The following is a 25,661-nucleotide window of genomic DNA, read 5'->3' as shown; positions in this document are numbered from 1 at the left end:
CGGGCTCAGTTTTTGACGGGCAGTGTTGCGCCGATCGTGTCGATGACGCGTGCGCCCAAGGCGCGACTGCCGGCCAGGTTGGGATGTACGCCGTCGAGTGTGAGCCGGCCACCGTCGAAAACGTCATTGGTGTCGATGAAGCTCATGTGATGGTGGTTAGCTGCTGTGCGCACGATCGCGGTCACCCGGTCACGTTGTGCTAGGTCAATTGAGCCCCACGGTGGCCCGAGTACGAAGATCTCGGTCCGTGGCGGAACGGCACTCTGCAGCTCGGTCAGGAAAGTGTTGACCGACCGACGGATTCGAGCATTGCTTGCCAGCATCAGATAGCCACTTTGGCAGCGGGCCCAGTCATTGCGACCGCCCTCGACCAACACAATCTCCGGTGGATGTTTGCGTAGTTCGTCGAGTCGTTGGCGAAATGTGTCGCCGCTGCAGGCCAGACCGGCGCGTTGGAATCCGGAGCCGGATTGAGCGTAGGTCGTCACATGGAGTTGATAATGCTGCCCGACGAAACTCCACCATGCCTGTCGCGGTGAACCATCGACATCGTTGTAGCGGGCCGTGATGGAATCGCCGATTACCGCGATACCGGGTGACCCAGCTGACGCCCGTCCGAGATGAACCGCCGACGGTACCAGCACGAGGGCGCTGATGATGACAGCGAGCAGCCACAGGCGTGATGCGCGAATACGCGGTGCCGCGATGTTCATGGTGAGACTTCATTCGGGTGCTGTGGGAAGAATTGGGGCAGAACCCAACCGTACGTCGACTGGGCCATCTCAACGACCAGATCAGGGGTTGTATTCGGTGTTATTTCGGTGTCATTGTCTGCCGACATATCCTCACAGCGATACGTCGTAGGATGAACCACTATGACCTCCCCTCAGCGCGTCCATGTCATGCACACCTTCTCGTCAGCGCCCTCCGTCGTCTTCGCCAGCCTCTCCGAGCACGAGAATCTCGGCCCAGTTTTCGGCGCGAAGGTCACCAGAGTCAAGGATGGCGAAACCTCCCGCAACGGCGTCGGTTCGACACGTCGGCTCAAGATTGGTCCGCTTGCGGCATTCGAGGAAACCACGACGGTGTCCGAGCCAGACACGTTGATCGAGTACAAGATCACCAAAGGCGGGCCGCTGCGCGGTCATTGGGGCATCCAGCGGCTTTCACCGACCGCCGACGGAGGCACGCTGCTCGATTACACCATCGGCTTCGATGCCCCGGTTCCTGGTATGGCCGTGCTGGTGGGCAAGATTCTGACTCGCACAATTTCTAAGGGACTGCCAAAACTAGCAAATTAGCCGGTGTTGGGTCATTGTCGCTGTGTCACTATCGCAGTGTCATTGTCCGCCGGGGAAACCGAGCTGACGCCACGCCTCGAACACGGCGATCGACGCGCAGTTGCCGAGGTTCATCGAGCGCCGTCCCGGTTGCATCGGCAGTCGTAATTGCGCCGTGACGTGCGGGTCGTTGAGCGCTTCGACGGGAAAGGCGATCGGCTCGGGTCCGAACATCAACACGTCATCGGGTTGGTAGGCAATATCGACATATGAGGTCGTAGCGCTGGTTGTGAACGCGAATATTCGAGCCGGACCGAGCGCGACCCAAGCCGCCTCGAGATTTGGATGGACGGTGACGACCGCTAGATCGTGATAGTCGAGACCGGCACGTTTGAGCCGACGGTCGGAGAAATCGAAGCCGAGCGGCTCGACGAGGTGGAGTTCGGCGCCTGTGGCTGCAGCCAAACGGATGGCATTGCCGGTGTTGCCGGGAATGCGCGGCTCGAAGAAGAGGATTCGGAACATGATGGGCAATCAGGCTATCGCGCGGCGCCGAGGTCGCCAGTCGAGGATTGCGTGGACGACGAGCCCGGCGACGACCGCCCAGAACGCTGAACTGATGTCCAGCGCCGTCTCGCCGGACGCAGCGACGATAAACGTAACGATCGCGGCCTCGCGACCCTTGCGCTCGGCCACCGCCGACCGGAGTGAATCGGCCAACGTGCCGAGCAGCGCAAGACCGGCGACCGTGGCGATGACGCCAATCGGCGCGACCGCCACGAGCGCGGTGAGCGCGGCGGAGAAGATGCCCAGAACAAGGTAGGACCAGCCGGTTGATTGCCCCGCGATCCAGCGCCGTTTGGGGTCGTCGCCGGCATCTGGCCCCGCGGCAAGGGCTGCGCTGATGGCTGCGAGGTTGACCGAATGTGCGCCAGCCGTGGCGCCGATGACGGTCGCGGCTCCTGCGGTGACCATTGCCGGTCGCCACGGCACCGAATAGCCATATGACTTCATGATTGCGACGCCAGGGACGTTTTGCGATGCCATTGTGACGATGTACAGCGGGATTGCGATGCCGATGATCGCCTCCCACGTCCAGGCCGGGGCGGTCAGATCGAGTTGCGGCAATAGCGATGCGGCCGCGAGCCCCTCGCCGCGACGAGCGAGATCGATCGCGATGACCACTCCGGCCATCGCGAATGCGGCCGGGACCGCCCAACGGGGCGCGAAACGGGCACCGATCAGCCACGTCAAAACAATCGGTGCGATGGCAATTGGATGATCAATGAATGCGCTGACCGGTTCAAGGCAGAGCTCGAGCAACACGCCGGCGAGCATCGCTTGGGCGATCGGGGACGGGATACGTCCAATGGCTCGTCCGAGCGCGGGGACGAGGCCGGTGACTGCATACGCGACGCCGACGATCAGGAACGCACCGACAACTGCGGGCCAACCGCCGCGCACGGCATGGGTGCCGGCCAGCAGCGCGACGCCTGGCGTGGACCAGACCAGGATGATCGGCATTTTGTACCGACGCGTCAGCCAGAGCATCCCGAGCCCCTGCGTGACGCACAGGGCGAGCAGCGCTGAGGCAGCTTGAGTGGGAGTTGCTCCGACGGCAGTCAGCCCGGCGATCACGACAGCAAATGAACTGGTGTAGCCCACCAGCGCCGTGATGATTCCCGCGCTGATGGGTTGTTGGTTCGAGGAGGGCATCGTGAGCATTTCATGAGTAGGGTGCCGGGCTGAACTGGTACGACTCTAGACTCACTGGATGACGGCGACCCAGCGTGTCCACGTGACTCAGAAATACAGCTCCGAACCCGAGGTTGTGTTTGCCAAAATCAGTGAGCATGAGAATCTCGCCATCTTGTTGCCGACCTCCGTCAAACGAGTCCGCAACGGGGACTCAGATCGCAATGGCGTCGGCTCGGTACGCAGGCTTCGTGTTCTCGGTTTCGGCCCCGCTTTTGAAGAGACCGTAACTGCGGTAGTAGTGCCAGAACGGATCGAATACACGATCACCAAGGGCAGCCCGTTGCGCAATCATTCGGGCGTCATCACGATCACGCCCGATAAAACGGGTGGTTCGGTGTTGGAGTGGGTCATTGAGTTCAGCACCCCGGTTCCGGGGATGGCGCCCGTGTTGCAGAAGGCTCTGACCGCGTCGATTTCAAAGGGTCTGCCGAAGCTCGCCGAGTAGCTGAACTCAGTCGATCGGCAGTTGGAATGCCGATCGCATCGATGGCGCTTTGCTGGCCTTTAGTAGCGGCGTCGTGTGGCTGACATTTGAGATCAGCTGGGAGAGCGAATGCATCGTCAGCGGTGTCCTGACGACATTGCCCTTCTGACTGGGGTGGATCACCGCGGTCAGGACCTTGTTGCCACTCTTCTTGTCGTCCTCGTCCGCGGTCAGAACCACCACGAGCCGTCCGGATTTCCAATCGGCGCTGGCGAACACCGTCTTCATTCGAGCTTTGAACCACTTATCTGCAGTGGACAGGGGACAGTCGTGGGCGTCGTTGCACTTATTGGGGATGACCATCCCGACGTTCGGCAGTGCCCCAGCCGCCGCATCGGCAGCGAAATATGGAGCGAATGGAACGTCGAAGGCATCGCAAAGGTCTCGCTCGTTGACGAAGTAGGTCCAGGGGTTGTGTCGTGGCACATAGCGGTCGCCGCCGTTGGCCAGGTGGCAGTTCGTGGGCATGCCATCGGCGTACGTTTTTGCAGTCTTCCCGCCTGCGATGGCCTGCCCAAACACGGTCGTGGCGTTGAGCAAGTGCCCCGGCGGGGTCTTGTCATCATTGACTTTGAGGGTGTCGCCGGCTGCCAACGCGATGTAATTAGGCAAGGACGGGTGTTGGATCGCGGTGAAATTCGACGCATAGCCATACTTTTTCGCAAGTGAATACGAATAAGGCATTCCGGTCTTCATTTGGCTCAACGAGTGGTTCTCCTCGATGAAAACCAGAATCTTAGTTATTGAAGTACCGGTTTCTGCGGTCTTAAATGACGTTGGCTTCGAATAGGGCGAACGGTTCGTTCCGTGGGCTGTGATCACCCGGACCTTGACGTAGTAGGTGGTCGAGGCCTTGAGCCCGTTGAGCACCCGGCTGGCGATCTTGCCGGTGCTGCGGGCATACACCGCGCCGGACATGTTTGACCGGGTCGAAAGCTGCACGCGATAACGCGGCGCCTTCTTGACCGCGGTCCAAGTTGTCTTCGCGGTCGTGGGGCTCGTCTGGCTGATCGTGAGACCGCGCGGCGCCTTGAGCGAATATTTGGCGGCATCTGCAATCGTTACGCCCACGATGAGCGCACCAATGACTACTGTGACGAGGGCGCCGATGACGACCGTTGCACGATTGGACAGCCTCGGCATGGCGGTGCTCCTCGCTCGCTGAACTCCCGTAATCGTACGTTATGACGCCGACGGATGTGGCCCGTATTTGTGAGTTCGGCCGTCGCCAGGCATCGCCCACGGCCCGGGTATCGTGGCATGAGAACATACGCTTCGATCTGCAAGCAGGAGAAAAATGCTCACCGTGAATGCCTATGCGGCACCGTCCGCGACTGATCCGCTTGTCCCGACCACTGTCGAGCGACGGGATCTCGGTCCTCACGATGTGCTGATTGAGATCAAGTTCGCCGGTATCTGCCACTCCGATATCCACGCTGCGCGCAGCGAATGGGGTCGCACAAGGTATCCACTCACGCCGGGCCATGAAATCGCCGGCTTGGTCGCGGAAATCGGGACTGAAGTCACGGCCCATTCGGCCGGTGATCGTGTCGGTGTCGGCTGCATGGTCAACTCTTGCCGCGAATGTGACAACTGCCGCAATGGTGAAGAGCAGTATTGCCTCAAGGGGAATATTGGCACCTACGGCGTGCGGGATGTCGACGGAACGATCACCCAAGGCGGCTACTCAACCCATATTGTTGTTACCGATGACTTCGTTCTCAGGATTCCGGACGGGATTGAGCTCGATGTTGCCGCACCGTTGCTCTGTGCGGGCGTCACCACATTTTCGCCGTTGAACCGCTGGGGCGCCGGGTCGGGTAAGCAGATTGCGATCGTTGGACTCGGCGGCCTTGGTCACATGGCCGTCAAGATTGCCCATGCGATGGGTGCTGAAGTCACGGTGTTGTCCCAGTCGCTGAAGAAGCAGGAAGACGGCATCAGGCTCGGCGCGGATCATTATTTCGCCACGAGCGATCCGGAGACGTTCGGTCAACTTCGTCGCAGCTTCGATCTCATCATCAATACCGTGAGCGCGAAGATCGACCTTGATGCTTATCTGTCATTGCTGACGCTCGACGGTGCGCTGGTCAACGTCGGCGCGCCGGCCGAGCCATTGTCAATGAATGCGTTCTCGTTGATCACGGGGCGCCGCTCATTGGCGGGTTCCTTGATCGGCGGCATCCGCGAGACCCAGGAAATGCTGGACTTCTGCGCCGAGCATCAGTTGGGCTCGGAAATTGAGGTCATTGGCGCCGACCAGATTAATGAAGCGTACGAACGGGTGCTTGCCTCTGACGTTCGCTATCGTTTCGTGATTGACACGGCGACCCTGGCGTAAGCAGCCGGGCGAGTGCGCGTGCAGGTGGGCTGACCGTCGAGGTTGGCCCATCTGCTCACGTTTCAGGCGGCTTCGGGCCGACCGATCTTGACCCGCCATACCGTCGGGCCGCTTTCGAGGTATTCCCAAGTGAAGTCACCTGTGTGCTCAGCATCCAGTTGGTAATAAAGCGGCTTGGGATCGTGGTCGTTGATCAGGATGTAGCTCGCGCCCGACCCGAGTGCGTTGTAATGCTCGAAAATGAGTTCGTGTCGGCGTGCAGGAATCTCCGTACGCACGTCGAGCGGATAGCTTTCGGTCATGGTTTTCCTCTCAGGCTGTGATGCTCAAAAATTAGCACGGCAACATCCGTGCTAATTATGTATGCTGCTCTCGCTGAGGTGGGGCACCACGAAAATGACGAACGGCCGAACCCATTTGTAGGTTCAGCCGTCCGTGATGTCCTAAGAGATTGTGGGCACGCCAAAAGCAAATGCGGAGGCTCCGACATGCCAAAGACGCTCACACCACAGCAACTGGAACAACGTGCTCGGCGGTTCCAGAAACCACAAGCTGCTCTCAAGCGGCGTAACCGATTCTCGTTTGGGTCCCTTCGGATACTGCCTAGTGGTGTGGTGCAGGCCCGTTACGTAGGCCCAGACGAACAGCGCCACACGGCTCCGCGCACATTCGACAGCATCATAGATGCGGACGCCTGGTTGTCCGGTGTCCGCCGCGAGATCACGCTTGAGATTTGGACCTCGCCTCACCAGCGCGAGGACGAGGCACGACAGGCCAAGGTCGCGGGGGTCACTGTGGCCGAACTGTTTGACGCCTATCTAGCTGATGGCGACCTCCGGCCCCGAACGCTGGACCTCTACCACTACCAGTTTGATCGGCTCATTGCACCGGGACTCGGCACACGCGAGGTCGCATCGCTCACGGACCGACGTAGCGGAGTGGGCGGGCCAGTCTTCCGCCGGCACCACGGCAACGGGACCAGGCAAGTGACCTCCTGCGGGCTGTCCTGAATCTGGGAATGGACCGCGAAATCATCCACCGCAATCCAACGGCTCGCAGCCGTCGCAAAACGAAGGGCTTGATTGGGTGCTCCAGAGGAGACTGCCCAACTCGTAGTAGCAATACCCACCTCGCCGTCCATTCGGGAACGAAGTGAGGCAGGAGAACGCTACGGCGAACGTGATCATCGGGGTCGATCCCCACAAACAATCGGCCACGATCGAGGTTGTGGATCGACGAGAGAAGCTGCTCGGGTCGGGTCGTTTCACCACCGACCAGCCCGGCTACGAAGCGATGCGGGTTTATGTGAAGGCTTGGCCGGATCGGGTCTGGGTGATCGAGGGCAGCAATGGCGCCGGCCGTCGGCTCGCTCAACGGTTACTTGAAGCTGGCGGAGCGTGCCGGCGATGATCCGGGGGGAGAACGCCGGCCTAGCTGGCCGTGCTGCTGGACGGTTGTCTGTGTCGCTCGGGACGCTCCTGCACAAGGGGAGCGGTGCGGCTTAGGGCGGCGCAGCTTATGAGCCGGCCACGCACAGCCGGCAGGTGGGGGAGTGCGGCCGCCCAATGAACGGGCTGCCGCTAGTGGACCGCCTTTGGCGGGCTCACCTGGTGGGTGTCCTTGCCTAGCATCGCCGTTCTCCGCATCAAGTCCGACCTACAGTCCCCGCCGGTCGACACCGTATTCGGCGCTGCGCTTATTTCCTCATACTTTCTCTCCCGTCGCGGCACACGGTCTTGACCCGGAGCCTCGGATGGCGATGCGACAGCCGTCTTAACGGTCAGGCAGCAAAGCAGCCGACCGGCACACGTCGGACACCACGAGATAAGGACCCGCGAGCATGACACCCACTGATTGTTTCCCGGCCGAATACTTCCCGAGCGCGACGCGCACGGGAGTGAAATCCCTCAACGAGGTGAAGGACAGCCCTACATAGCGGCACGCGATCGAATCTCCACCATCGCCCTCACCGGCCGGCTCGCACACGATCCGACCGTGTTCGACAACCTGACCGAGTTCGTCGTCTTGTCGAACCGGAGCAAACAAGACCAGAGCGGTGAATGGGCCGATACCGACACGTCGCGGTTCACGATCAAAACATTCCGCACCCTTGCGACCAAGGCCGGCGAAACGCTTACCAAAGCCAACGCATCACTGGTCGTCTGATCGGTGCGCACGGGGACAAGGTCAAGGACAGAAAGCTTCAGATCAGGCATGACTTGTTCAACGCCTCACCCGCCCAGAATCTTCACCGCCGCGGCGCCAATCTTGGCTACCGCTTCTGTACGGTGATGGTCCAACTCGCATCGCCAACGCGCTCGTAGTTCGTCACCGGGTAACCCTCCTCCGCCGCCCACCGAGGGATCGCATCGCTGGCTTGTGTGCAATCGAAGTTGATGACGAGTTCTTCGCCGATAGCAAGTGTGCTGATCGCCTCTTTGGCGTCAATGAGTGGGAATGGGCACACCTGTCCCGCTGTTTCGAGTGTTACTGACATTTCTTTTACTCCCTTTCAGTTTCGTTCATGCATCAATGCGTTCGCCCGCTGATGCGGGTTTCGTGCGCAGAATCGTTTGGTATGCGGCACCGCCGGTCCCCAACACCATGAAGGCGAGGGCGACCCAGCCTTGAAGCGAAAACGTCGCGGTTTTGACCATCCCGTTGCCGATCGTGCAACCGCCGGCCAAGGATGCGCCGATCCCCATGCCTGCTCCGCCAAAAGCTGAACGCACGATCGTTTGCGCATCGGGCACACGGAGCCTGAACTCTCCACTTGCCTTGGCTGCAATGAACGACCCCAACAAAATGCCGACGACAAGGCAGACACCCCAATCCACCAAGGTCAGATCTCCACTCACCAAGAAATTGATGAGATTTGCTGACGGTCCGGTGATACCCAAACCACTGTTGCGGCCGGTAGCTGAACTCAATGGCCATGCGGCGATCGCAATGATTCCAATCACCACTGCCGAACCGTAGGCAGTCCACGGCTTTTCGGCCAGCAGGTAACGCAACCCGGTGTGCTTGGCCGGAAGCGTTGCCATGGCCAGGCCAGGTTTTGTCTGGTGATGGCGTACCCAAGCAGCAACGACGAGAACTAGCAGAGCTACCAGGATCCATGGTGAGATTCCAAGCGCACCGTGCACAGTGGTGGTCTCGAGGACGGGCCTTTGGATCGCATCGTTGACCGGCGCCAGGGCACCCGTTTTGGTGATCGCCGCGAAAACGGCATAACCGGTGAGGGCGATCCAACTCCCGATCAGGCCCTCCCCCGCTCGGTAATAGGTACCGGTTGCGCAGCCGCCGGCATACACGATCGAATAACCAAAGATGAATCCGCCGACGATCGTGGCTAGCCAGGGAAACGGTTTATCGACCAACGTGATGATGCCCATCGAATCGAGGGCAAACACTCCGACACTTTGGATGGCGACCACCAACATAAAGGCGGAGAACCAGCGCGAATTTTTATTGACCCAGAGGTCGCGGAATGCGCCGGTGACGCAGAATCTGCCGCGCTGCATGGCATAGCCAAGGGCGGCGCCGAGGATGAGGCCGGTGAAGATCATGAGGGTACTTCCGAATTCGTATGAGGCATGCGTCAGCATGCGAAGTGAGCCCGTGTGGGCCCGAGGTGATATGAGCCCGTTGCGTTGATCAGTCAGCGACAGAGGGCGCTGCTGGAAAGCATCAGGTCAATATGGCGCCGGGCATAAAGGACCGTGGATTCCCCTAGATGGATGCGCCGTGTGCATCCCCGACCGTTGCGCATACGCGACAGACTATGGGTGACCAAGCATGCACGCGGGGCCGCGACAGATCGTGAGACGACGAACCAACGCCTGCCAATCGGTGCTAGCGCGTGACAGTTGAGGTCTTGATGACCTTGTTGGCAGAGAATACGGCGTTCACCTTGGTCGGCTTGCCCGATTTTGCTTTCGCGCAGTAGGAGAACGTTTCACCAAGGCGCGCATGCGGTTGCCCGGCCTCAACGAGAACTGTCTGAACTCCCGATCCTTTCTTCATCGCGCGCAGGTCTGATTCTTTCTTCATCAAGGCTGGTTGGCGGCAAACATCGTTGGATACTCCGTCGGCACGTTCCCACATTTGCAGGAAAGCTTCGGGACCGCGCTCCATGTCGTCGACAATCGACTCGCCGCCGATCTTGCGCAGATCTTCGATCCAATTGGGATAGAGCCCATAATGGGCCACTCCATCTTTGTTGACGTCATAGACACGCTCGCCACTGACCTGTCGATCAACCGCGACTCGGCGCCGTAGCCAAGCCAAAGTAGTAGCGGCCATCGGCCCAGTCGAGGTGCTTCGTCCACTTGTCGATGAAGCCGGTGCTGTCCCCGGCATAGGGTGTCACGACGCCACCGAGACGGTAGATGCGCGATATGCATCAGGCGTCGACCACGAATGACTCGAAACGACACCCGGGTAGTTGAGGTCCTCCATCAGGTCAAGTGATGAAACCCGGCCCTTGCTCCTCGAGCGCATCTGGGCGCTTCGTGACAACCTCTCCGCCTACGACGCTGGCTACGTCGCGCTCGCCGAATCTCTTGACTGCTCCGTCGTCACCGCAGGCGCGCGGATCAGTCGCGCTCCCGGCATTCGCTGCCCAATCACGGTAGTGCCCCGGTAATTGATCGGCAGCTGGACATCGTCCGGTTGGACGATCGCGTCGGCTTCGATCTCGATGCGGCCGAGCCGCCGGTCCAGCCCCGCAGAATGATCCCGACCTGGCAACATCAAGGCGTCCCTGGCTGCCACTCAGTTACTCAGCGTAGGCGGCCGAGAAGGTCGGCTTCGATTCGCAAGAACTCAGGATCACTTAGTGTGCTGAGATTTCGCGGCCGCGCGAGGTTGATCGTGACCTCTCGTGCCACTCTTGTCGGTCGTGGACTGAGCACGATGATCCGGTCCGATAGGTAGATTGCCTCGCGGATGTCGTGGGTCACCATGAGGACGGTCCACCGGTGCTGCTGCCAGACCTCTTGGATCCAGTCCTGCATGGACATTCGGGTGAGCGCGTCGAGGGCGCCGAACGGTTCGTCGAACAGCAATACTTGACGTTCCTGCAGCACGGTTCGAAGCAGGGCCGCTCGCTGGCGCATGCCTCCGGAGAGTTCGCCGGGAAGTGCGTCTTCGAATCCCGCCAAACCGAACGTAGCAAACATCGCTCGTGCACGCGCTCGCGCTTCTCGTTTTGGTACGCGTTGTACTTCCAGCCCCAACGCGGCGTTTTGCGCCACGGTGCGCCACGGGAAGAGGAGGTCCTTCTGCGGCATGTAGGCGCAGTGCCCCGTGGTGCCCGTCGAATCCGCGCCGTCGATGAAGATCGTACCGCCGTCGACTTGCAACAGCCCGGCGATCGCGTTGAACAGCGTGCTCTTGCCGCAGCCGCTCGGTCCCACGATCGAGACGAACTCACCGGGCCGGGCGGTGAAAGACACGCCATCGAGGACCGACCGGTCGCCAAACGAGTAGCGGACACTCGCCAGTTGGATGCGGTGCTCAGCCATGGCTGCCCTCCTTGGACTCGCGATGCCAGGGGATAGCCAGGCGCTCGACGACATAGGTGAAGGCAAACAATGCGACGCTCAGCACCGCGGTGGCGACGACGGCCGCGAGCACGAGATCGGTGCGGAACGAGTTCTTCTGCAGAGCCATATAGATGCCCAGTCCGCTGACGGCGCCGACATACTCGGCGAAGATCGCGCCGACGACGGCATAGGTGATCCCGATCCGCAGCGCTGTGAAGAAGCGTGGCAGCGCGGCGGGGAGGCGTACATAACGGAATCGTTGCCATGGCGAAGCCCCCATACTCTGCAGTAGTGCTGTGGCCTGCGGGCCAGCCGCCGAGAAACCCTCGATCAGGCCCAGAGTGATCGGAAAGAAAGTCACCAGCGTGATGACGAGGACCTTCGGCAGCAGCCCGAATCCGAACCACATGATCATGAGCGGCGCAATCGCGATGATCGGAAGCGTCTGCGAGACAACAAGCAGCGGTATGACCGCGCGTCGTAGCCACGGCAAGAAGTCGACACATATTGCGATGATCCAGCCGAACACGAGAGAGACACCAAACCCTACAAGCGTGACGAACAGCGTCGCCCGAGTGTTTAGCCATAACGGTTCCCGGTTGACCCAGCCCTGCTGCGCCACCCGGATCGGCGACGGCAGGAGCCGCGCTTCGATGCCCTGCGCCCAGACGTAGGTCTGCCAGATCAGCAACACCGCAGCGAGCGCGATGGCCGCCGGTAAAATGGTGCGGGCAGTCGTTCTGCCCTTTTCGACGATATGCACCCGGGGCTATTTCGACAGGTAGTCGTTGGTGAAGTACGCCGACCAGTCGGGCCGTTCGGTGATCGTGGTGCCGTCTTCATCGGTGAGGATGCCGTTCTCTAAGAGGAAGTCGGCATAGCCGCTCCACTGATTGAGGGTCTGCGTCCCAACGGTGCCGTCATCGGCCTTGAGGTAGTCCGATGACAGCTCGGCTTGGCTCTCCTGCACGAGCTTCTTGTCGGCGAACGTGCCCGGATTTGCCGCGATTAGGATCGTTGCGGCGGCGGCCGGGTCATTCGCCGCAAAGGCGTAACCCTTCTGCAGGGCGCCGACGAATGCGCGTGCCTGCTTCGGATGCTTCTGAAGCCAGTCGCGGTTCGCGTCGATCACGATCGCGTAGGCATCGGGGAAGCCGAAATCGGTGTACTTGAAATACTTCATCGGTGTGCCGTTGTGCTCGGCGGCGAATCCTTCCCAGACGAGGAATGGGATGGTGAAGTCAACCTTGCCCGAATAGAGCGCCTCGTATGCCGACGTGCCCAGCGTGACTGTCTTGAACTCACCCTTGCCGCCGTCATTCTTGATAACTTGGCTCAGCGCCGGCTGCTCATACGGGGCACCGAAACCTGCGTATGTCTTGCCGTCCAAGTCCCGCGGCCGGGTGATCGTGTCGTCGTCGGCGCGAACCCCGATGGCTGTCGCCCAATGTTGCAACGGCGCCATCACCGAGATCACGTCGGCACCGCTGGCCTGTGCCAGCACGGAAGCATCGTGGAAACTCACGCCGAACTCGGCATTGCCCGCGTCGATGAGCTGGTCGGGCTGGGTTTCGTTGTAGGGGAGAACCCTGACGTCGATGCCAGCGTCCTCGAAGTATCCTTCGCTGAGTGCCACATATAGACCGGTGTGGTTCGTGTTGGGCGTCCAATCGAGCGCGAAGCGGACCGTCGCCCCAGTTGATTCCGGGCCCTGTGCACAGCTTGTGAGTGCGAGAGTCAGAGTGAGCGCGGCGCCAAGGCCACGGATGACGGTCCTCACACGGTCGGCCAGGGCTGGCGCTGGAAGGCACTGTGCCAGAACAGCAGCTCGTACCGGGTTGCGGTGGCAAACGTATCAGCCATCGCCTCGCGTTCGGTCTTTGTTGCCGTGGCAGCGGCTTCATCGACTGTTCGACGGGCGGTGCGTACCGCTGCCTGGAATTCTTCGCCGTCATAGGTCGCCACCCAGGTGGCATACGGGTGGTCGGGGTCGGTGGCCAACAGTGCGGAGGCGCTTCTTGCCAGCCGCGCACCGACGTGGGCGTAGATCCAAAAACACGGCAGGACCGCGGCGGCGGCCACCGGATAGGGCGCTGTCGCCGCGGTAGCCACGAGATACGACACATAACCTAGGCACGTCGGCGAGTGTTCCTCGACAATGTGCGGGTCCGAGATCTGGGTGAGGATCCCGCTGTGCAAGGTTGTTTCCACCACCGCCGCGGTATGCGCTGACGATGCCCAGAATGCGGCGGCTTCGGGGTGCGGGGCACGGGCGGCGAGCAAGGCGAGCGCCTTCGCGTAGCCGGCCAGGTACAACGCATCTTGGCGGACGTAGAAAGCGAAGTCGTCGAGCGGCAGAGTGCCCGCGCCGAGGTGTTCGAGGAATTCGAGCTCGTCGATCGCGCGGCGGAGGTCGGCGGTGCCGGCCCACAGGTCATCGGTGAATGTAACTACGGCCATAGCCGTGACATCCCTTCGCCAGTATTAACTGCATCAGGTTCGCGGGTGTCATCTCAGCTCCGCCGGTTGCGGGGCACCCCGTGTCATTACCCGGCGACGCTAGCACAGGGTCGTAGCGGCGTAGGGTGGGTGCTGCGCGGGAGCCTGGCGACGATCTGGGCTGAGAGGGCACTTTGGCCGACCGCTGAACCTGATCTGGATCATGCCAGCGAAGGGAGCATTCATGAGGACTTCGACCACCGACGTCTTGGTCGTTGGCCAAGGTGTGGTGGGCGCGATCGCCGCGTGGCGAGCCCGTGTAGCAGGCCTGACCGTGGCGTGTTTGGATCCGCGACCCGGCGATGGCGCCTCGTATGCTGCGGCAGGCATGCTGGCGCCCGTCACCGAGGCCAACTTCGCAGAACACGACCTTGTACGACTCAACGTTGCATCGGCGGCCGCGTGGCCCGTCTTCGCGGCCGAGGTCGAGCACACCTCCGGGACTGACATCGACTTTCGAACCAGTGGCATCTTGACAGTCGCCTATGACGCTGGCGACGCCCAAGAACTGCTGCGGCTACGAGACATGCAGCGCCGTTGGGGCCTGGAGGCCCATGAGTTGACCATCGCAGAGGCGCGCGCCCGCGAACCGCTGCTCGGGCCCCGCATCGCCGGCGCCTACTGGGTTCCCGGCGACCACCAGGTCGATCCGCGTTCCCTGCACCGCGCGCTGTCTCAGATCCTGCGCGACCTAGGCGTCGAAACCATTCGCGTCGCGGCCGATCGTCTCCTGGTCGATGCCAGCGGGGCCGTGACCGGAGCCGTCGACACCGACGGCGTCGCCTATCTGGCGGAGCGCGTCGTGGTCGCTGCGGGTCACGCCGCGCGGTCCATCGTGGCTCCACTCGCGCACATCACCGCCCCTACGCGAGCGGTCAAGGGTCAGATCATCCGTCTTGACGGTCGCGATATGGACTGGATCGGCGCGGCGCGCATCGTACGAGGGTTCGTGCAGCAACGCCCCATCTACGTCGTGTGGCGCCCCGGCGGCGAGATCATCATCGGCGCCACGTGCGAAGAGCTACCCGATGACCGCCAGTCCACCGTCGGCGGTGTCTTTGGGTTGTTGCGCGATGCGCGAGCAATCATCCCCGGCCTGGACGAGGTGCCGATCGCCGCCCTCGACGCGCGCGCCAGGCCCGGTACGCCCGACAACCTGCCGCTGCTGGGGCAGACCGCCACGCCGGGACTGATCCTGGCCACCGGCCACTACCGCAACGGCATACTGCTGTCGGCGCTCACGTCCTCGGCGTGCGATGACATCTTCGCCGAGCGCCCGCTCGACGACCTGTGGTCGATGGCCGACCCGATGAGATTCACCGTGAAGGAGCCTGCATGAGCACCATGACCGTCGTCATCAACGGCAAAGAGCACCCACTCGCCACCGAGGCCTCCCTTGACATGATCGTCGCCGAGTTCGCCCCCGGCACCACCCTTGTGGGTGGCGGCAGTCTCCGCGGCGTTGCCGCCGCCGTCAACCAATCCGTGGTCCCGCGGGGCGCGTGGGCCTCGACGGCCGTACACGCCGGCGACCACATCGAGATCGTGCAGGCAGTTCAGGGAGGATGACCATGACTCATAAACCCATGTACATAGCCGGCGTGCGCTTCGACTCACGGCTCGTGATGGGAACCGGAGGAGCATCAAGCCTGCTCGGACTGGAGCGGGCACTGTTAGCTTCGGGCACCGAGCTGACCACGATCGCCATGCGTCGCGTGCAGACCGGCGACGAGGGCTCCATCTGGGACCTGCTGGAACGCAATGGCATCAAGGCGCTGCCCAACACCGCTGGCTGCTTTTCGGCCAAGGAGGCGGTCCTGACCGCTCGGCTTGCACAGGAAGCGTGTGCAACCAACTGGGTCAAGCTCGAAGTCATCGCCGACGACATCACGCTGCTCCCCGATCCCATCGAGCTCCTCAAGGCCGCCGAGCAGCTCGTGGCAGATGACTTCGTGGTGCTGGCCTACACCAACGACGACCCGATCATCGCCCGCAAGCTCGAGGGCTTGGGCTGTGCCGCGGTCATGCCGCTAGGTGCCCCGATTGGATCGGGCTTGGGCATCCTGAACCCCCGCAACATCCAGGCGATCACCAACGCAGCACGAGTACCGATCATCCTCGACGCCGGGATCGGCACAGCCTCCGATGCTGCGCTGGCGATGGAGCTCGGATGTGACGGCGTGCTGCTGGCGACCGCAGTCACGCGTGCCGTCGAGCCGGTCCAGATGGCGTTGGCGATGAAGCATGCCGTCGAGGCCGGACACCTGGCCGCCGGTGCCGGCCGCATACCCAAGCGAGCCGAGGCGCTTGCCTCGTCATCGCCGGACGGTCGGGCAAACCTGCACCTCGCGCTCTGAGCGCCGTTCTGCCCGGCAACAGCTACTTCTGTCGATCCCACAAACCCCAGAAGTGGTGAACCGGACCGCTTCCGCTGCCGACTTCGAGCTCGTCGGCGTGCTCGAGGCTCTCGAGGAGCCAAGTTTTGGTATCAGTCAGGGCGGCGCGCCAGTCGTGGTGGATCGCCTGCTGCGTGGCCAGCGCTGCTGACATCGAGCAGCCGGTCCCGTGAGTGTTCGTCGTAGAAACCCGCGCTGCTGAGATCTCGAAGACCTCATCTGCACCGAGCCGGCCATCGACGTCGACGAGCGCATCAGGTGCGCTCTCGCCGCCGAGGTGTCCGCCCTTGACCAACACGCCCACCCGGTGCGCCGCGGACAGCTGGCGACCCTGCTCGATCGCGTCGGTCCAACTCGTCGCCAACCCTTGATCGAGCAGTACGGCCAGCTCGGGAAGGTTGGGCGTGGCCACGTCCACATGGGCCAAGAGATCGCGCATGGCTTGTTCGGCATCACGATCAAGGAGCCGGTCACCGCTCGTGGCGACCATCACCGGGTCGAGTACCACGACCGGCGGCTTGATCGCGTCCAACCAGTTCTGCACCACGGCGGTGATGTCGCGCGTGCCCAGCATCCCTATCTTCACGGCATCGATGACGACGTCGTCGCTGACGGCCTCGAGCTGCTCGCGTAAAAAAGCCAGCGGCGGCACGTGTACCGAACGGACCCCATGCGTGTTCTGCGCGACGAGCGCGGTGATCACGGCCATACCGTATCCACCGTTGGCGCTGATGCTCTTCAGATCGGCCTGTATGCCCGCGCCTCCAGTGGGGTCGGTGCCGGCGATGCTCAGAACGCGGGGGATAGGCACGTCGTTTCCTCTTAAGGCAGACTGACAGGGTGAGTGACTCGGCCGTGACTTCAGCCAGAATGCGTCTTGATCGGGCGCGCCTCTATCTTTGCACCGACGCGAGCAAGGGCCCGGCTGGGCTCGAGAACCTCGTACGTTCGGCCATCGCAGGCGGTGTGGACATCGTGCAGGTGCGAGACAAGTCTCTTTCCGCTCGCGACGAGCTCGTCCTCCTCGATGCCGTCCGAGACATTTGCAACCAAGCCGGGGCGCTCTTCGCCGTCAACGACCGTGCCGACTTCGCCACACTGGCCGGCGCGCAAATCCTGCACACCGGTCAAGACGACTTACCCACCGCCGCTGCACGCACGCTCATCGGCCCCGACGTGCTCCTAGGTCGTTCTTCGCACAGCGTCGAACAGGCCTCCATCGCCGACACCGACACCGATGTCGATTACTTCTGCGTAGGCCCGCTGTGGGAAACACCGACAAAGCCCGGCCGCGCTGCCGTCGGCCTCGGTACGCTCCGCGACACAGTCGCGGCTGGCCATACCAAGCCCCTCTTCGCCATCGGCGGCATCGACGACGAACGACTCGGCCCAGTGCTCGACACCGGTGCGACACGCATCGTCGTGGTGCGAGCGATCACCGAAGCCGACGACCCAGAAGCCGCAGCTCGCAGGCTGCGCAACCGGCTCTGAGGAGATTGGACACACCCAAAGGTTCACCGCTCCGAATAGCCGCGAGCCGCCAGATACGTCGTCGCAAACCTTTCCACTGGCCTCATCGCGCTTCGATCGCCGCGCGTGGAACCATCTCCAACGCCGCTGAATTGCTCTGAGATGTGGCGATGCTCGTTTCTTCGGCGACTAGCGCGCAAACGAGAGTCGCGCGCCAGAATTGACTACCTTCCGGTCGCTGCCCGCAAGCCGAACCCCAGCTTCGGACACCCCAACGCGTGAAACCAATTTGGTTGTTTTACCGCTCATATTCCCCGGTCGATCACCGAGATTCCCGTAAGCGGAAACGTTTCCGGAGCGAACTTGATCGCCGCCGGGCGGTCCCGGCGGCCTTCGATACGCGATGTGGAGGGTGCCGGTGTGAGCGCTCTACTGGGCGTCGCGCTCCAGGATGACTACGACCTCCGCGCTCATGCTCTTCCAAGAACTGCCGACGACGCGCCAACCGTCGGCGGCAGTGTTGTTCAGCGCCGTCTCCAAGTTCTGCGGGTTGAAACTGCCGGTGAAACGGCTGCCCTTCTCCGTGAGCACCTTGTACTCCTTGCCTGCCATGTCAGTTCCTCTCCAGGGTCATTGTGTTCACGCAACGTACCTCAATAGTTGCTGGCGGTACCCGAGCGCAGTCGCAGTCGTCCCCGCAGGTCTGAACCTGACCGGCTCCGGTCAGAGCCCGAGAGGCCTCGCGACCAGCTCATCGTGCTTACCTGCGACGGCACCCAACGTGCCCACATTCGCGAAGGCCATGCACGGCATTCTAGTTCGCCGCAGCCCATCACGTGCGCCCGTAAGCCGAACGCGCACCGGGCTGGTGTGGCCCTTGTCGTCCAAAACGACGCGGGTTCAAGCGCCTTCTTCTGCCGGTAAGCGGAGCCCACGTCCCAATCGTTGCGTGGCGTGGCCTAGCGCTGTTGGTCGAAATGGCGGGCCAGTCGACGGTGCCGATGTCCGAAGAGCCAGCGGATAGCTCTGGCGAAGAACGGTGTCAGAAAAGGCAGCCGAGCCTCAAAGGTGACGCGGTCAAGCACTGCGGTTGCCTCGCCTCCGGCTGGCACCCCGACCTCGACGGCGTCGATGCTCAAGGTCGGGGTGCCGGGGCGGGCTCATCGTCATCCAAGGAAACATCTCGCCGTTGATGCCTTCGGGGGTGACGACCCGAGCCCAGACCAAACCCACCGGCGCATTGACGACACAGCGCTGTCGGACAATCACACTTGATTCTGACATGTCAGTTGTGGGCGTGTCATCCTCCGAACGTAGGGCTTCCTGCAGAGCGGGATCTGCCGCGACACGTGCGTCCTTCGGCGGCCAAAGACTTTCAAGCGCGAGGTCGCGGTGCGTCCGAGGATTTGGCCGGTTGTCGTCCCGTATGCAGAACCGTAAACAGAACCGTAAACAGCACCGGATCGCCGTGCTCGTAGTTCAGTCAACACCGCTCGACCGCCGACAATGACGACGTCACGTTCGACTCTGCCTGGCGGCCTTTGGGAACCGTGACACAACGGGGGCGAAGACCACTGCGCGTGGCACCGTACTGAGCGGACTGGAGGTCAGCGATGACGCCTTCGGCTCCGTGAGCTCGATCGTGATCGACCAGGCCGAGAACCGGATGCATACGATCCGGAGGGTCTTGGCCGTGTGCTGAGTTGCTACGCTGAAGCGCAGACGCGAAAGAGGGGACCGGAGATGGTTGCGCATTCGCACTACGTGCTCGTGGGGGTCGACGGCACCGAGGAATCGGAGCGGGCAGTCCGCTTCGCCGCCGGCGAGGCCCGGCGGCAGAGGCTCCCGCTCCGCTTGGTGCACGTGCCGAACGAAACGCAGGCGTTGATCCCGATGGCCCCGGTGATCCCGATCCACGACGACGAGGGCGTCGTCCGCGTGGGTATGCAGGTGCTCGAGGACGCGGTGCGCATCGCGCAGGACCACGTCGGTGACGACGTGGAGGTGCAGGGTGTGCTGGAGCGGGGCGGTCGGGTGCACGCGATCCTTAAGGCCGCTGAGCGGGCCGACGTGATTGTCTTGGGCACCCGGGGCTCGCGACTCAGGCGGATCCTGACCGGCTCGACCACCACCGGTGTCGCCGCGCGGGCCAAGTGCCCGGTGGTGTGCGTGCCCCCAGTGTGGGATGAGTCCGTCGAGCACCTTCGCGTACTGGCCGGCATCGACGGTTCCGCGGCGACGCCGGCCGTTCTCGAGGAGGCGTTCGCACAGGCCGAGGCGCGCACCGCCAGCCTCACAATCCTGCATGCCTGGCAGCCCCAACCTGCCTATGCTGACGTGGTGGAGGTCGAGGGGGCCAGTCGCACCTGGCAACATGAGACCGAGCACCGGTTGAGCGAGTTGACCGCCAGGATCCGGGCCGACCACCCGGGCCTGCACGTGGTGAACAGCGTGCATTATGCGCCAACCGCCAGTGATCTCGCGGATGCGTCGTACAGCGCCGACCTCCTCGTGCTGGGCCGACGCGGCCACGGTGCGCCCCTCGGATTATCGCTGGGTTCGATCGCTCGATCCCTGATCGCTCACGCGGCCTGCCCGGTGCTGATCGTGCCGCTCAACGAGCCGGACTGACCGGTTCAAGCTCCGCGGGGTACGCCACCGTTCCGGCGCTCGGAGAAGGCCGAGCACGACACCCAACGCCCCCGCGCTCGGAATCCAACCGACACACACGGTGCTGACTTGCGAGCCGAACCCCAGCTATGGACACCTCAGCAGGTGAAACCAGTTCGGCTGCTCTGCCGCTCGCATTCCCGCACGTTGGGTCCTGTTCGGGCGTTCCGCAAGCCGAACCCCAGCTCCGGACGCCCGTGACCGTGAAACCGAATCGGCTGTCCTACTGCTCCCATTCCCGCAAGCCTTGACCGGGCGTCCCGCAAGGGAATTTTCATGCGGCACATCCGGCAGCGGTGGCTAGCAGCGCTATGGTGGCAACGTCGGTCGCGAGCATCCCGACTGCCAGAATTTGCCTGGACGAGGGCCGAAAATGATCGGCGGACGATCCGACGACTACCCCGGTCATCAGGCCCATCGCGAACCCAATGCCCATGATGGTCAGCGTTGCGGTCAGTGACCGATCGGCACGGATGATCCGCGTAAGCTCGGAGACCTTGACCAATGGCTCCCGAGAGCGCCCGCTCGATCAGGTGCCGGGAGGCGTCCCGATCACTGCGGCAGGAGGGATACGTGGGGGATCGGCGGACTGGTTCCGTCGTTGAGCTTGGCGTACTCGAGCTCGTTGCCATGCAAATGGGCTGTGGAAGAACTCTGCGCCCCCTTTAGACGCATCAAACGCCCGCGCTTGAGATCGAGCACATAAGCGTGGGCAGAAGTGGAGAACCCCACCCAACGACTGGTGGCGTTGAGATAGCCGACGTCCTTCCCGCGGACGTCGATTGTATAGGTCCCGTAAAGGGGCGAGTCGACCCGCAGGTTCTTGGACTTGCCCGCGCAAGTCACGCGGACCCCTTCGTTCGCGAATGATCCACAGGTTGCCGGCAGAGCCGTTTGTGCGATTCTGCCGTTCTTGCCGTGAGCCGGGTCCCAGCCGACGAGTTCGCCCTGTATCTCTGCCTGCAGCTTCTTGCCGTCTGCGTATACCTGGGCGGCCTCGGGGACGACCAGTTCCGGATCCCTGCCGCCATTGATCGGGACTCGGTATATCGAGCGGTCACGAACACTCTTCGCCAGGTCCACGTGGTCGACTGCCACGAAGTAGACCCAATTGCCGATGACCTGGGGTCGTAGCGCTTTGTCGGAGGGCCATGGGGGATTGGGGATCTTGAACCACTTATAGGACGCGATGTGCTTCTCTACACCAGCATCGAGATCGTAGGTGTAGATCTGCCACGGCATCGATTCCATGTTGGCCTGAGTGGTCTCGACCCACACGATGATGCGGCCGGCTACGACGGCATCAACGATATATCGCGGAGCATGTGGAGTGCCGTGCTCCGCCAGAATCGTGGGCTTCTTGCTCCCCTCCTCCAGCGCGGCCAGGGCATCGCCATCGGCGTTAGGACGTTCAGATGACCCGGTTGCCGACACTGACATCACCTGCAAACGGTCGGCCCGGTCGAGATAGACACTAGGCGCTCCATTGACTGACGTCGGCACTTGAGATTCGATCTTGTAGTCCTTGCCCGCGACCATCAATGGCGTCGACTTCGACAGCGTCACCGTGGTGACGGCTCCGGGCGACGGCCTCGCGCTCGGGCCCCGTTGACCATCGTTCGAAGAACAAGACGTCAAGAGGAGCAAGCCCAGGGCACCCAAGACTCCGGCGGCGACCCGTGTTTGGGCCGTTCCCATCAGGCGACAACGCCCCACGGAGCTATGAATTTGGTCATGCTGGCAGCCTGCATGGACCGCGTTTTATGCGGAGCCTCGCTCTGGCCAGTGTTGGTCCATCGCCCAGCGACCGGATCGGCATATCGAAGGGTGTTGCCGGACGCGGTGAATCCATACCCCGCGATGATGTGATCGATCTGAAATGTCTTGTAGTGGAAGTTGTAATGAGGATTGTTCACTCCCTTCAACTCTCGTGTCCCATACACGACGGCCTTGTCGTGGGCGATGATCTCGTACATCACGTGAGCCTTCAGGTTCGTGACGGTCGGCCTCGGAAAGTACGTCGACTTGATTCCGGCCCAACGGTCGACCGCAACCGGTATGCGGGACATTGAGGTGCCGCTCGTAGTCGTGGCAAGATAGGTACTGCTCGCCAGACTTGTCTGGGTCATCTTGTGACTCGAGTTGTACCTGCTGTACTCGCCACCACCGGAGGCCCTGATTGCCATGGCCGTTGAGGCCGGGCCGCACCAGTAGGACGTCGACTGGGTTGAGTGGGTCAACGACAACGACTTGGCCGACGTGCTGGCCGCCATCTGCGACCTCGCTGCGCCAAACACCGGCGGTGGATCGACCTCCGCGAGGGGCTTGCCTGCAAGCGTGGCCACCTTGTTCTCAGCCTGCTTGATTCGGGTGTCCAGGTCATCGCTGTCAGATCGCGCAGCTGTAGACCCGTCGATGACGAACAACTTCTCCATGTAGAGCACATGCAGATCGCTCAGGGCATCAGTAAGCGGCTTTTGAGCAAGCGCCTCCGGCGTATCCGCGGAGGCCGCATAGCCGGCGGGTAGCGGTTGAATCCCGTGTCCCTCTGTTGCGGCGGTTTCACTACCCGGATTATGGTCCGCTGCGAAAGCTTGCCCCACCGCCCCGAACGAAGTGATGACCAGGAAGGCTGAACTGGCGGCGGCTAGCCGACAGGTAATTCTGTTCATTCTCAATCCCCCGATTGTTGGCCGTGCTGAGCGATAAGTAAAGCCTGTTTCAACCAGCCCGTCAACGGTTCCTCCAGACCCGGGCTGTCAAGCCCACCGTGTGGTTTACTCGCTCGCAATACGGAGTGCGGCCAAGCCCGTTCGTGTATCTCTGGTGGGGCGTTGCGAGTTCCGCGTAGCGGCGGATCAGATGGGCCGCTACTCTTCGGCGCGCCTGTCGAATACTGTTAGCCGACCCTCACTGGGACACCGCTCGTGAGCTTCGCAGCGATGGAAACGTGCCGGAATCCCCGGCCGACTGGAGTCCCGTAAGCCCTGCCCGGTGAGATGCCCGATGAAGGGGGGCGGTTTCTAATGGTCCACTCATTTTATGATGCAGATGCTGATCGGATACGCACACTGTTCCGCCGACGAGCAAGATCTCACCGGTCAACGCAACGCACTCGTTGCACCCGGGGCTCGCGTAACAGCTGCGGCTTCACTTCAAACGCAAGACCTCGGCCGGCAGTGGTGTATCAATGTTTCGTTTTGACGCCAGTCAGAAAACGTAGTTGCCGATGTCAAAGCGCCCGGACTCAGGGAGCGGCCGGCACCTCGCGAAGGGACTCTCCGGCGAGTTCCCCGGCGAGATTCTGACCTACATTGAGACAATCCGTGGAGAACGAAATACTCATTCCAGCTGGATCGGTGACGGTTCCCGTGGGGGTCGCATCGATGGCAAATGAATTCTTCTTGCCACGAATCACGCCGCCTTCGGTGTTGCTGCTGACAGTGATTCCGACCTTCTGCATGCTTGCCTTAACCAAGGTCGCGACGTGCTCATTATCGATTCCGTAGTAACTCACCATGCCGTCAACCGTGTAGCCGACTTTGCTCGACTCAAATTTGCATCCCCCGGTATGCCCCAGGCCCCACACACCGTCGACCGGAGCTTCGGCATCGAGGGAAAGGGAGATGGACGACATCGTGATCTGTACTAAATCATCGAGTCTGTCTTGGCGTTGTGTGAACTGACCTCGATCGAGTTGATGACCGCAGGCTGCACATGTCGACAGGACCAACAAGACTGCAATCAGGAACGTCCTGCTCGATCGAAGGGAGCGGCGTCGCCGGGCTGCGGCGCGTAATGGGTAGGTTTCAGGAAGGCGCAATTTCTCTCCACCCTGGACCCTGACGATAGTCACCAAGCTTTACGGTCACACTGTTGACCGAGAGATCATCGGGACTTTCCCTATTAGAGATGATCCACATCCGTTCTTCGGCCTTCCATTGCGGCCGTCATTGCAATGGCGACGAAGGTTGTTCGCCGATTTCCCGGGCGTAAAGTGGGTCCGTTCATGACGCGCTCCCTCTAGATTCACAACACGCCTGGCGTTAGTACCTGAATCGTAGATAAGACGAAAGTCACATTACGTCATCATATTTTGGACGGAGAGAACGAATCTGAACGGCAGAACCCAGGCGCGAGGATCGATTCTGAAGATTCACAACCGCTTCCAGTTTGTAGATAGCACGACCCTCGACACCTACGGACACCTGTTGGGACTGCCGCGATGAGGTGGCTGACGCGATGGAAAGACACGTATGCGGAGCCGGGCAGCTGCCCATGTTGCCGGGATGAAGCCTCTGTGGCCCCAATGCTGTCCAAGGTCGTGATTGTCACTTTGGCGCGGCGTTTCCGCATTTCATAATTATTGCTTACAGATATCTTATATGTGTCAACACTACGTGTGTATTTTCACTTGTCCAGACACCCATGGTTGTAGCACCAGCACGCAAACATGTAAGGAATACGAGGTTCGCTGCGGTGATGGATACGATCGGTTGCCCTAGCAAAGTAAGTGGAGAGTCTTCTGGGAGGCGTACGACACGTCGCTGATTGTGAATGGCACAAAGTTTCCCGGCTCGCCAAAGGCACAGTCAGACCGAGCGACGTGCTACAAGACAGTCAGTTGTAAGTTCCTCGGATGAGAGTGCGGTGCTGTGGTGGAACTTGAAGAGTTGCTTGGACCCATGCTCGGCGCTGACTTCCTCTACGTCCACGGTGAACTCCTTGAGCATCAGGCTGAAGTCACAGAATCGCCGCTAACCCACGAATTCTGGGGTTATCGACGCGATCGCTGGCGAACCCATCGGTCTGACGGTCTTTCTTTTTTGGATACGCCAGCAGGTTCGGTCACGAGAAGCCGGCGGAAGGTTCTGGAGCAAAGCGGGGTTCGTCACGGCCCTGGGTTCCATCTGGCCGAGCGCCTTCTACGCCCGATCAATGCGCCAATTTGGGGACGAAACTGTGACCAATGGCGTCTGTCCGGGCAGCCGGAAACCGTTGCAAATTCAGCGCGCTTGCAAATCAGTTTGGTCGATACCGAACACCCGGCAGGCCGCGTGGGCCACATCGAGGTTGATCCAGAGAGTGGGCGTTTGTGGAATATGACAACGCCGCATTTCAGCTGGCAGTTGCAGTGGCTTACCGAGGAATCTGCGGGCGATCCTGAAGAACTGTTTTCACTTCCGGCCTGAAAGTGGCTGACGTTTTTCTGCG

Annotated in this window: 32 protein-coding genes and 2 riboswitches; of the genes, 12 read left to right on the top strand and 20 right to left on the bottom strand. The window is 61.7% G+C overall.

All coding sequences use genetic code 11. The features are described from left to right. Nucleotides 1-5: 5 nt before the first annotated feature. A complete protein-coding gene (locus tag AC2YB9_RS13820) occupies nt 6-713 on the bottom strand; it encodes an SGNH/GDSL hydrolase family protein (protein ID WP_487265917.1) in 708 nt (235 codons plus the stop codon). Between the two features lie 162 nt (nt 714-875). Between AC2YB9_RS13820 and AC2YB9_RS13815 the strand changes: the two genes are divergently transcribed. Continuing rightward, nucleotides 876-1,301: an SRPBCC family protein gene (locus AC2YB9_RS13815; protein ID WP_487265916.1), complete on the top strand. Its 426-nt coding sequence runs from the start codon at nt 876-878 to the stop codon at nt 1,299-1,301. 39 nt (nt 1,302-1,340) lie between these two features. Here AC2YB9_RS13815 and AC2YB9_RS13810 read toward each other — a convergent pair whose 3' ends face one another. Together AC2YB9_RS13810 and AC2YB9_RS13805 are read right to left on the bottom strand one after the other, a co-directional pair. Then, the gene (locus AC2YB9_RS13810) at nt 1,341-1,805 is read right to left on the bottom strand and encodes a tRNA (cytidine(34)-2'-O)-methyltransferase (protein ID WP_487265915.1); all 465 of its coding nucleotides are present in this window, start codon (nt 1,803-1,805) and stop codon (nt 1,341-1,343) included. Nucleotides 1,806-1,814: 9 nt separating this feature from the next. Further along, nucleotides 1,815-3,005 (bottom strand): benzoate/H(+) symporter BenE family transporter, encoded by a 1,191-nt coding sequence (locus AC2YB9_RS13805; RefSeq protein ID WP_487265914.1) that lies wholly within the window; start codon nt 3,003-3,005, stop codon nt 1,815-1,817. A 49-nt stretch (nt 3,006-3,054) separates the two neighbouring features. Here AC2YB9_RS13805 and AC2YB9_RS13800 point away from each other — a divergent pair, with 49 nt between their 5' ends. After that, a complete protein-coding gene (locus AC2YB9_RS13800) occupies nt 3,055-3,483 on the top strand; it encodes an SRPBCC family protein (protein ID WP_487265913.1) in 429 nt (142 codons plus the stop codon). Nucleotides 3,484-3,489: 6 nt separating this feature from the next. Here the strand turns inward: AC2YB9_RS13800 and AC2YB9_RS13795 are convergent, their stop codons facing one another. Then, nucleotides 3,490-4,665 carry an alkaline phosphatase family protein gene (locus tag AC2YB9_RS13795; RefSeq protein WP_487265912.1) on the bottom strand — a complete coding sequence of 392 codons (1,176 nt, stop codon included), beginning with the start codon at nt 4,663-4,665 and terminating at the stop codon, nt 3,490-3,492. A 154-nt stretch (nt 4,666-4,819) separates the two neighbouring features. Between AC2YB9_RS13795 and AC2YB9_RS13790 the strand changes: the two genes are divergently transcribed. Further along, nucleotides 4,820-5,863, top strand: a complete 1,044-nt coding sequence (locus tag AC2YB9_RS13790) for an NAD(P)-dependent alcohol dehydrogenase (protein ID WP_487265911.1) — start codon at nt 4,820-4,822, stop codon at nt 5,861-5,863. Nucleotides 5,864-5,925: 62 nt separating this feature from the next. Here the strand turns inward: AC2YB9_RS13790 and AC2YB9_RS13785 are convergent, their stop codons facing one another. Next, a complete protein-coding gene (locus tag AC2YB9_RS13785) occupies nt 5,926-6,165 on the bottom strand; it encodes a DUF2249 domain-containing protein (RefSeq protein ID WP_487265910.1) in 240 nt (79 codons plus the stop codon). A gap of 57 nt (nt 6,166-6,222) precedes the next feature. Between AC2YB9_RS13785 and AC2YB9_RS13780 the strand changes: the two genes are divergently transcribed. From AC2YB9_RS13780 to AC2YB9_RS13770, 3 genes are all read left to right on the top strand, one after another. Next, a complete protein-coding gene (locus AC2YB9_RS13780; RefSeq protein ID WP_487265909.1) occupies nt 6,223-6,873 on the top strand; it encodes a hypothetical protein in 651 nt (216 codons plus the stop codon). A gap of 142 nt (nt 6,874-7,015) precedes the next feature. Then, nucleotides 7,016-7,273 (top strand): IS110 family transposase, encoded by a 258-nt coding sequence (locus AC2YB9_RS13775; RefSeq protein WP_487265908.1) that lies wholly within the window; start codon nt 7,016-7,018, stop codon nt 7,271-7,273. Nucleotides 7,274-7,858: 585 nt separating this feature from the next. Beyond that, the gene (locus tag AC2YB9_RS13770; protein ID WP_487265907.1) at nt 7,859-8,029 is read left to right on the top strand and encodes a hypothetical protein; all 171 of its coding nucleotides are present in this window, start codon (nt 7,859-7,861) and stop codon (nt 8,027-8,029) included. A 106-nt stretch (nt 8,030-8,135) separates the two neighbouring features. Here the strand turns inward: AC2YB9_RS13770 and AC2YB9_RS13765 are convergent, their stop codons facing one another. The 8 genes from AC2YB9_RS13765 to AC2YB9_RS13730 form a co-directional block, all read right to left on the bottom strand. Next, nucleotides 8,136-8,360, bottom strand: a complete 225-nt coding sequence (locus AC2YB9_RS13765; protein ID WP_487265906.1) for a sulfurtransferase TusA family protein — start codon at nt 8,358-8,360, stop codon at nt 8,136-8,138. A 25-nt stretch (nt 8,361-8,385) separates the two neighbouring features. Further along, nucleotides 8,386-9,432, bottom strand: a complete 1,047-nt coding sequence (locus AC2YB9_RS13760) for a YeeE/YedE family protein (protein ID WP_487265905.1) — start codon at nt 9,430-9,432, stop codon at nt 8,386-8,388. 286 nt (nt 9,433-9,718) lie between these two features. Next, nucleotides 9,719-10,168 carry a hypothetical protein gene (locus AC2YB9_RS13755; RefSeq protein ID WP_487265904.1) on the bottom strand — a complete coding sequence of 150 codons (450 nt, stop codon included), beginning with the start codon at nt 10,166-10,168 and terminating at the stop codon, nt 9,719-9,721. A gap of 237 nt (nt 10,169-10,405) precedes the next feature. Continuing rightward, entirely contained in the window at nt 10,406-10,639 is a 234-nt protein-coding gene (locus tag AC2YB9_RS13750) for a hypothetical protein (protein WP_487265903.1), read from the bottom strand. Between the two features lie 8 nt (nt 10,640-10,647). Then, a complete protein-coding gene (locus tag AC2YB9_RS13745) occupies nt 10,648-11,391 on the bottom strand; it encodes an ABC transporter ATP-binding protein (protein ID WP_487265902.1) in 744 nt (247 codons plus the stop codon). Next, nucleotides 11,384-12,175 (bottom strand): ABC transporter permease, encoded by a 792-nt coding sequence (locus AC2YB9_RS13740; protein ID WP_487265901.1) that lies wholly within the window; start codon nt 12,173-12,175, stop codon nt 11,384-11,386. The genes AC2YB9_RS13745 and AC2YB9_RS13740 overlap by 8 nt, the downstream gene beginning before the upstream one ends. A 6-nt stretch (nt 12,176-12,181) precedes the next feature. Then, nucleotides 12,182-13,192 carry an ABC transporter substrate-binding protein gene (locus AC2YB9_RS13735; RefSeq protein WP_487265900.1) on the bottom strand — a complete coding sequence of 337 codons (1,011 nt, stop codon included), beginning with the start codon at nt 13,190-13,192 and terminating at the stop codon, nt 12,182-12,184. After that, a complete protein-coding gene (locus AC2YB9_RS13730) occupies nt 13,189-13,872 on the bottom strand; it encodes a TenA family protein (RefSeq protein WP_487265899.1) in 684 nt (227 codons plus the stop codon). The genes AC2YB9_RS13735 and AC2YB9_RS13730 overlap by 4 nt, the downstream gene beginning before the upstream one ends. Beyond that, a riboswitch (TPP riboswitch) is annotated at nt 13,866-13,963 on the bottom strand. It overlaps the preceding gene by 7 nt. A 35-nt stretch (nt 13,964-13,998) precedes the next feature. Beyond that, a riboswitch (TPP riboswitch) is annotated at nt 13,999-14,106 on the top strand. On the opposite strand from AC2YB9_RS13730, the gene thiO reads away from it, so the two are divergent. The 3 genes from thiO to AC2YB9_RS13715 all read left to right on the top strand — a co-directional run bounded on the left by thiO (nt 14,096) and on the right by AC2YB9_RS13715 (nt 16,268). After that, a complete protein-coding gene (gene thiO / locus AC2YB9_RS13725) occupies nt 14,096-15,250 on the top strand; it encodes a glycine oxidase ThiO (RefSeq protein WP_487265898.1) in 1,155 nt (384 codons plus the stop codon). (Overlaps the previous riboswitch by 11 nt.) Then, nucleotides 15,247-15,480 carry a sulfur carrier protein ThiS gene (gene thiS / locus AC2YB9_RS13720; protein ID WP_487265897.1) on the top strand — a complete coding sequence of 78 codons (234 nt, stop codon included), beginning with the start codon at nt 15,247-15,249 and terminating at the stop codon, nt 15,478-15,480. Before thiO ends, thiS begins: the two co-directional genes overlap by 4 nt. A gap of 2 nt (nt 15,481-15,482) precedes the next feature. Then, nucleotides 15,483-16,268 carry a thiazole synthase gene (locus tag AC2YB9_RS13715; RefSeq protein WP_487265896.1) on the top strand — a complete coding sequence of 262 codons (786 nt, stop codon included), beginning with the start codon at nt 15,483-15,485 and terminating at the stop codon, nt 16,266-16,268. 22 nt (nt 16,269-16,290) lie between these two features. Here AC2YB9_RS13715 and thiD read toward each other — a convergent pair whose 3' ends face one another. Beyond that, the gene (gene thiD, locus AC2YB9_RS13710; RefSeq protein WP_487265895.1) at nt 16,291-17,118 is read right to left on the bottom strand and encodes a bifunctional hydroxymethylpyrimidine kinase/phosphomethylpyrimidine kinase; all 828 of its coding nucleotides are present in this window, start codon (nt 17,116-17,118) and stop codon (nt 16,291-16,293) included. A gap of 29 nt (nt 17,119-17,147) precedes the next feature. Between thiD and thiE the strand changes: the two genes are divergently transcribed. Then, a complete protein-coding gene (gene thiE / locus AC2YB9_RS13705; protein WP_487265894.1) occupies nt 17,148-17,798 on the top strand; it encodes a thiamine phosphate synthase in 651 nt (216 codons plus the stop codon). A 408-nt stretch (nt 17,799-18,206) separates the two neighbouring features. On the opposite strand, the gene AC2YB9_RS13700 is transcribed toward thiE, so the two are convergent. The 3 genes from AC2YB9_RS13700 to AC2YB9_RS13690 form a co-directional block, all read right to left on the bottom strand. Further along, the gene (locus AC2YB9_RS13700; RefSeq protein ID WP_487265893.1) at nt 18,207-18,389 is read right to left on the bottom strand and encodes a DUF4177 domain-containing protein; all 183 of its coding nucleotides are present in this window, start codon (nt 18,387-18,389) and stop codon (nt 18,207-18,209) included. Nucleotides 18,390-18,736: 347 nt separating this feature from the next. Then, the gene (locus tag AC2YB9_RS13695) at nt 18,737-18,889 is read right to left on the bottom strand and encodes a hypothetical protein (RefSeq protein ID WP_487265892.1); all 153 of its coding nucleotides are present in this window, start codon (nt 18,887-18,889) and stop codon (nt 18,737-18,739) included. Next, nucleotides 18,855-19,061, bottom strand: a complete 207-nt coding sequence (locus tag AC2YB9_RS13690) for a hypothetical protein (RefSeq protein WP_487265891.1) — start codon at nt 19,059-19,061, stop codon at nt 18,855-18,857. Before AC2YB9_RS13690 ends, AC2YB9_RS13695 begins: the two co-directional genes overlap by 35 nt. A gap of 459 nt (nt 19,062-19,520) precedes the next feature. Between AC2YB9_RS13690 and AC2YB9_RS13685 the strand changes: the two genes are divergently transcribed. Beyond that, entirely contained in the window at nt 19,521-20,408 is an 888-nt protein-coding gene (locus tag AC2YB9_RS13685) for a universal stress protein (RefSeq protein WP_487265890.1), read from the top strand. Nucleotides 20,409-20,999: 591 nt separating this feature from the next. Here AC2YB9_RS13685 and AC2YB9_RS13680 read toward each other — a convergent pair. From AC2YB9_RS13680 to AC2YB9_RS13670, 3 genes are all read right to left on the bottom strand, one after another. Further along, nucleotides 21,000-22,013, bottom strand: coding sequence for a hypothetical protein (locus tag AC2YB9_RS13680; RefSeq protein ID WP_487265889.1), 1,014 nt, complete (start codon nt 22,011-22,013; stop codon nt 21,000-21,002). Nucleotides 22,014-22,144: 131 nt separating this feature from the next. Continuing rightward, a complete protein-coding gene (locus AC2YB9_RS13675; RefSeq protein WP_487265888.1) occupies nt 22,145-23,119 on the bottom strand; it encodes a C39 family peptidase in 975 nt (324 codons plus the stop codon). A 575-nt stretch (nt 23,120-23,694) separates the two neighbouring features. After that, entirely contained in the window at nt 23,695-24,084 is a 390-nt protein-coding gene (locus AC2YB9_RS13670; protein ID WP_487265887.1) for a hypothetical protein, read from the bottom strand. 1,021 nt (nt 24,085-25,105) lie between these two features. Here AC2YB9_RS13670 and AC2YB9_RS13665 point away from each other — a divergent pair. Beyond that, the gene (locus AC2YB9_RS13665; protein ID WP_487265886.1) at nt 25,106-25,639 is read left to right on the top strand and encodes a hypothetical protein; all 534 of its coding nucleotides are present in this window, start codon (nt 25,106-25,108) and stop codon (nt 25,637-25,639) included. The last annotated feature ends 22 nt before the right edge of the window (nt 25,640-25,661 follow it).

It is taken from the genome of Aeromicrobium changchenzhani (genome assembly GCF_057586615.1).
Note: the sequence above shows the minus strand (reverse complement) of the source record. Positions and strands in the feature narration are given on the sequence as shown.

Bases quoted from the DNA above. Each gene is read 5' to 3' on its own strand.
- AC2YB9_RS13820 (WP_487265917.1), bottom strand. From the start codon at position 713: ATGAACATCGCGGCACCGCGTATTCGCGCATCACGCCTGTGGCTGCTC.
- AC2YB9_RS13800 (WP_487265913.1), top strand. From the start codon at position 3,055: ATGACGGCGACCCAGCGTGTCCACGTGACTCAGAAATACAGCTCCGAA.
- AC2YB9_RS13745 (WP_487265902.1), bottom strand. From the start codon at position 11,391: ATGGCTGAGCACCGCATCCAACTGGCGAGTGTCCGCTACTCGTTTGGC.
- AC2YB9_RS13690 (WP_487265891.1), bottom strand. From the start codon at position 19,061: ATGTCAGAATCAAGTGTGATTGTCCGACAGCGCTGTGTCGTCAATGCG.
- AC2YB9_RS13785 (WP_487265910.1), bottom strand. From the start codon at position 6,165: ATGACCGAAAGCTATCCGCTCGACGTGCGTACGGAGATTCCTGCACGC.
- AC2YB9_RS13790 (WP_487265911.1), top strand. From the start codon at position 4,820: ATGCTCACCGTGAATGCCTATGCGGCACCGTCCGCGACTGATCCGCTT.
- AC2YB9_RS13795 (WP_487265912.1), bottom strand. From the start codon at position 4,665: ATGCCGAGGCTGTCCAATCGTGCAACGGTCGTCATCGGCGCCCTCGTC.
- AC2YB9_RS13815 (WP_487265916.1), top strand. From the start codon at position 876: ATGACCTCCCCTCAGCGCGTCCATGTCATGCACACCTTCTCGTCAGCG.
- AC2YB9_RS13810 (WP_487265915.1), bottom strand. From the start codon at position 1,805: ATGTTCCGAATCCTCTTCTTCGAGCCGCGCATTCCCGGCAACACCGGC.
- AC2YB9_RS13805 (WP_487265914.1), bottom strand. From the start codon at position 3,005: ATGCTCACGATGCCCTCCTCGAACCAACAACCCATCAGCGCGGGAATC.
- AC2YB9_RS13780 (WP_487265909.1), top strand. From the start codon at position 6,223: ATGTATGCTGCTCTCGCTGAGGTGGGGCACCACGAAAATGACGAACGG.
- thiO (WP_487265898.1), top strand. From the start codon at position 14,096: ATGAGGACTTCGACCACCGACGTCTTGGTCGTTGGCCAAGGTGTGGTG.
- AC2YB9_RS13755 (WP_487265904.1), bottom strand. From the start codon at position 10,168: ATGGCCGCTACTACTTTGGCTTGGCTACGGCGCCGAGTCGCGGTTGAT.
- AC2YB9_RS13675 (WP_487265888.1), bottom strand. From the start codon at position 23,119: ATGAACAGAATTACCTGTCGGCTAGCCGCCGCCAGTTCAGCCTTCCTG.
- AC2YB9_RS13760 (WP_487265905.1), bottom strand. From the start codon at position 9,432: ATGATCTTCACCGGCCTCATCCTCGGCGCCGCCCTTGGCTATGCCATG.
- AC2YB9_RS13670 (WP_487265887.1), bottom strand. From the start codon at position 24,084: ATGTCGTCCATCTCCCTTTCCCTCGATGCCGAAGCTCCGGTCGACGGT.
- AC2YB9_RS13715 (WP_487265896.1), top strand. From the start codon at position 15,483: ATGACTCATAAACCCATGTACATAGCCGGCGTGCGCTTCGACTCACGG.
- AC2YB9_RS13730 (WP_487265899.1), bottom strand. From the start codon at position 13,872: ATGGCCGTAGTTACATTCACCGATGACCTGTGGGCCGGCACCGCCGAC.
- AC2YB9_RS13685 (WP_487265890.1), top strand. From the start codon at position 19,521: ATGGTTGCGCATTCGCACTACGTGCTCGTGGGGGTCGACGGCACCGAG.
- AC2YB9_RS13765 (WP_487265906.1), bottom strand. From the start codon at position 8,360: ATGTCAGTAACACTCGAAACAGCGGGACAGGTGTGCCCATTCCCACTC.
- AC2YB9_RS13700 (WP_487265893.1), bottom strand. From the start codon at position 18,389: ATGGCAGGCAAGGAGTACAAGGTGCTCACGGAGAAGGGCAGCCGTTTC.
- thiS (WP_487265897.1), top strand. From the start codon at position 15,247: ATGAGCACCATGACCGTCGTCATCAACGGCAAAGAGCACCCACTCGCC.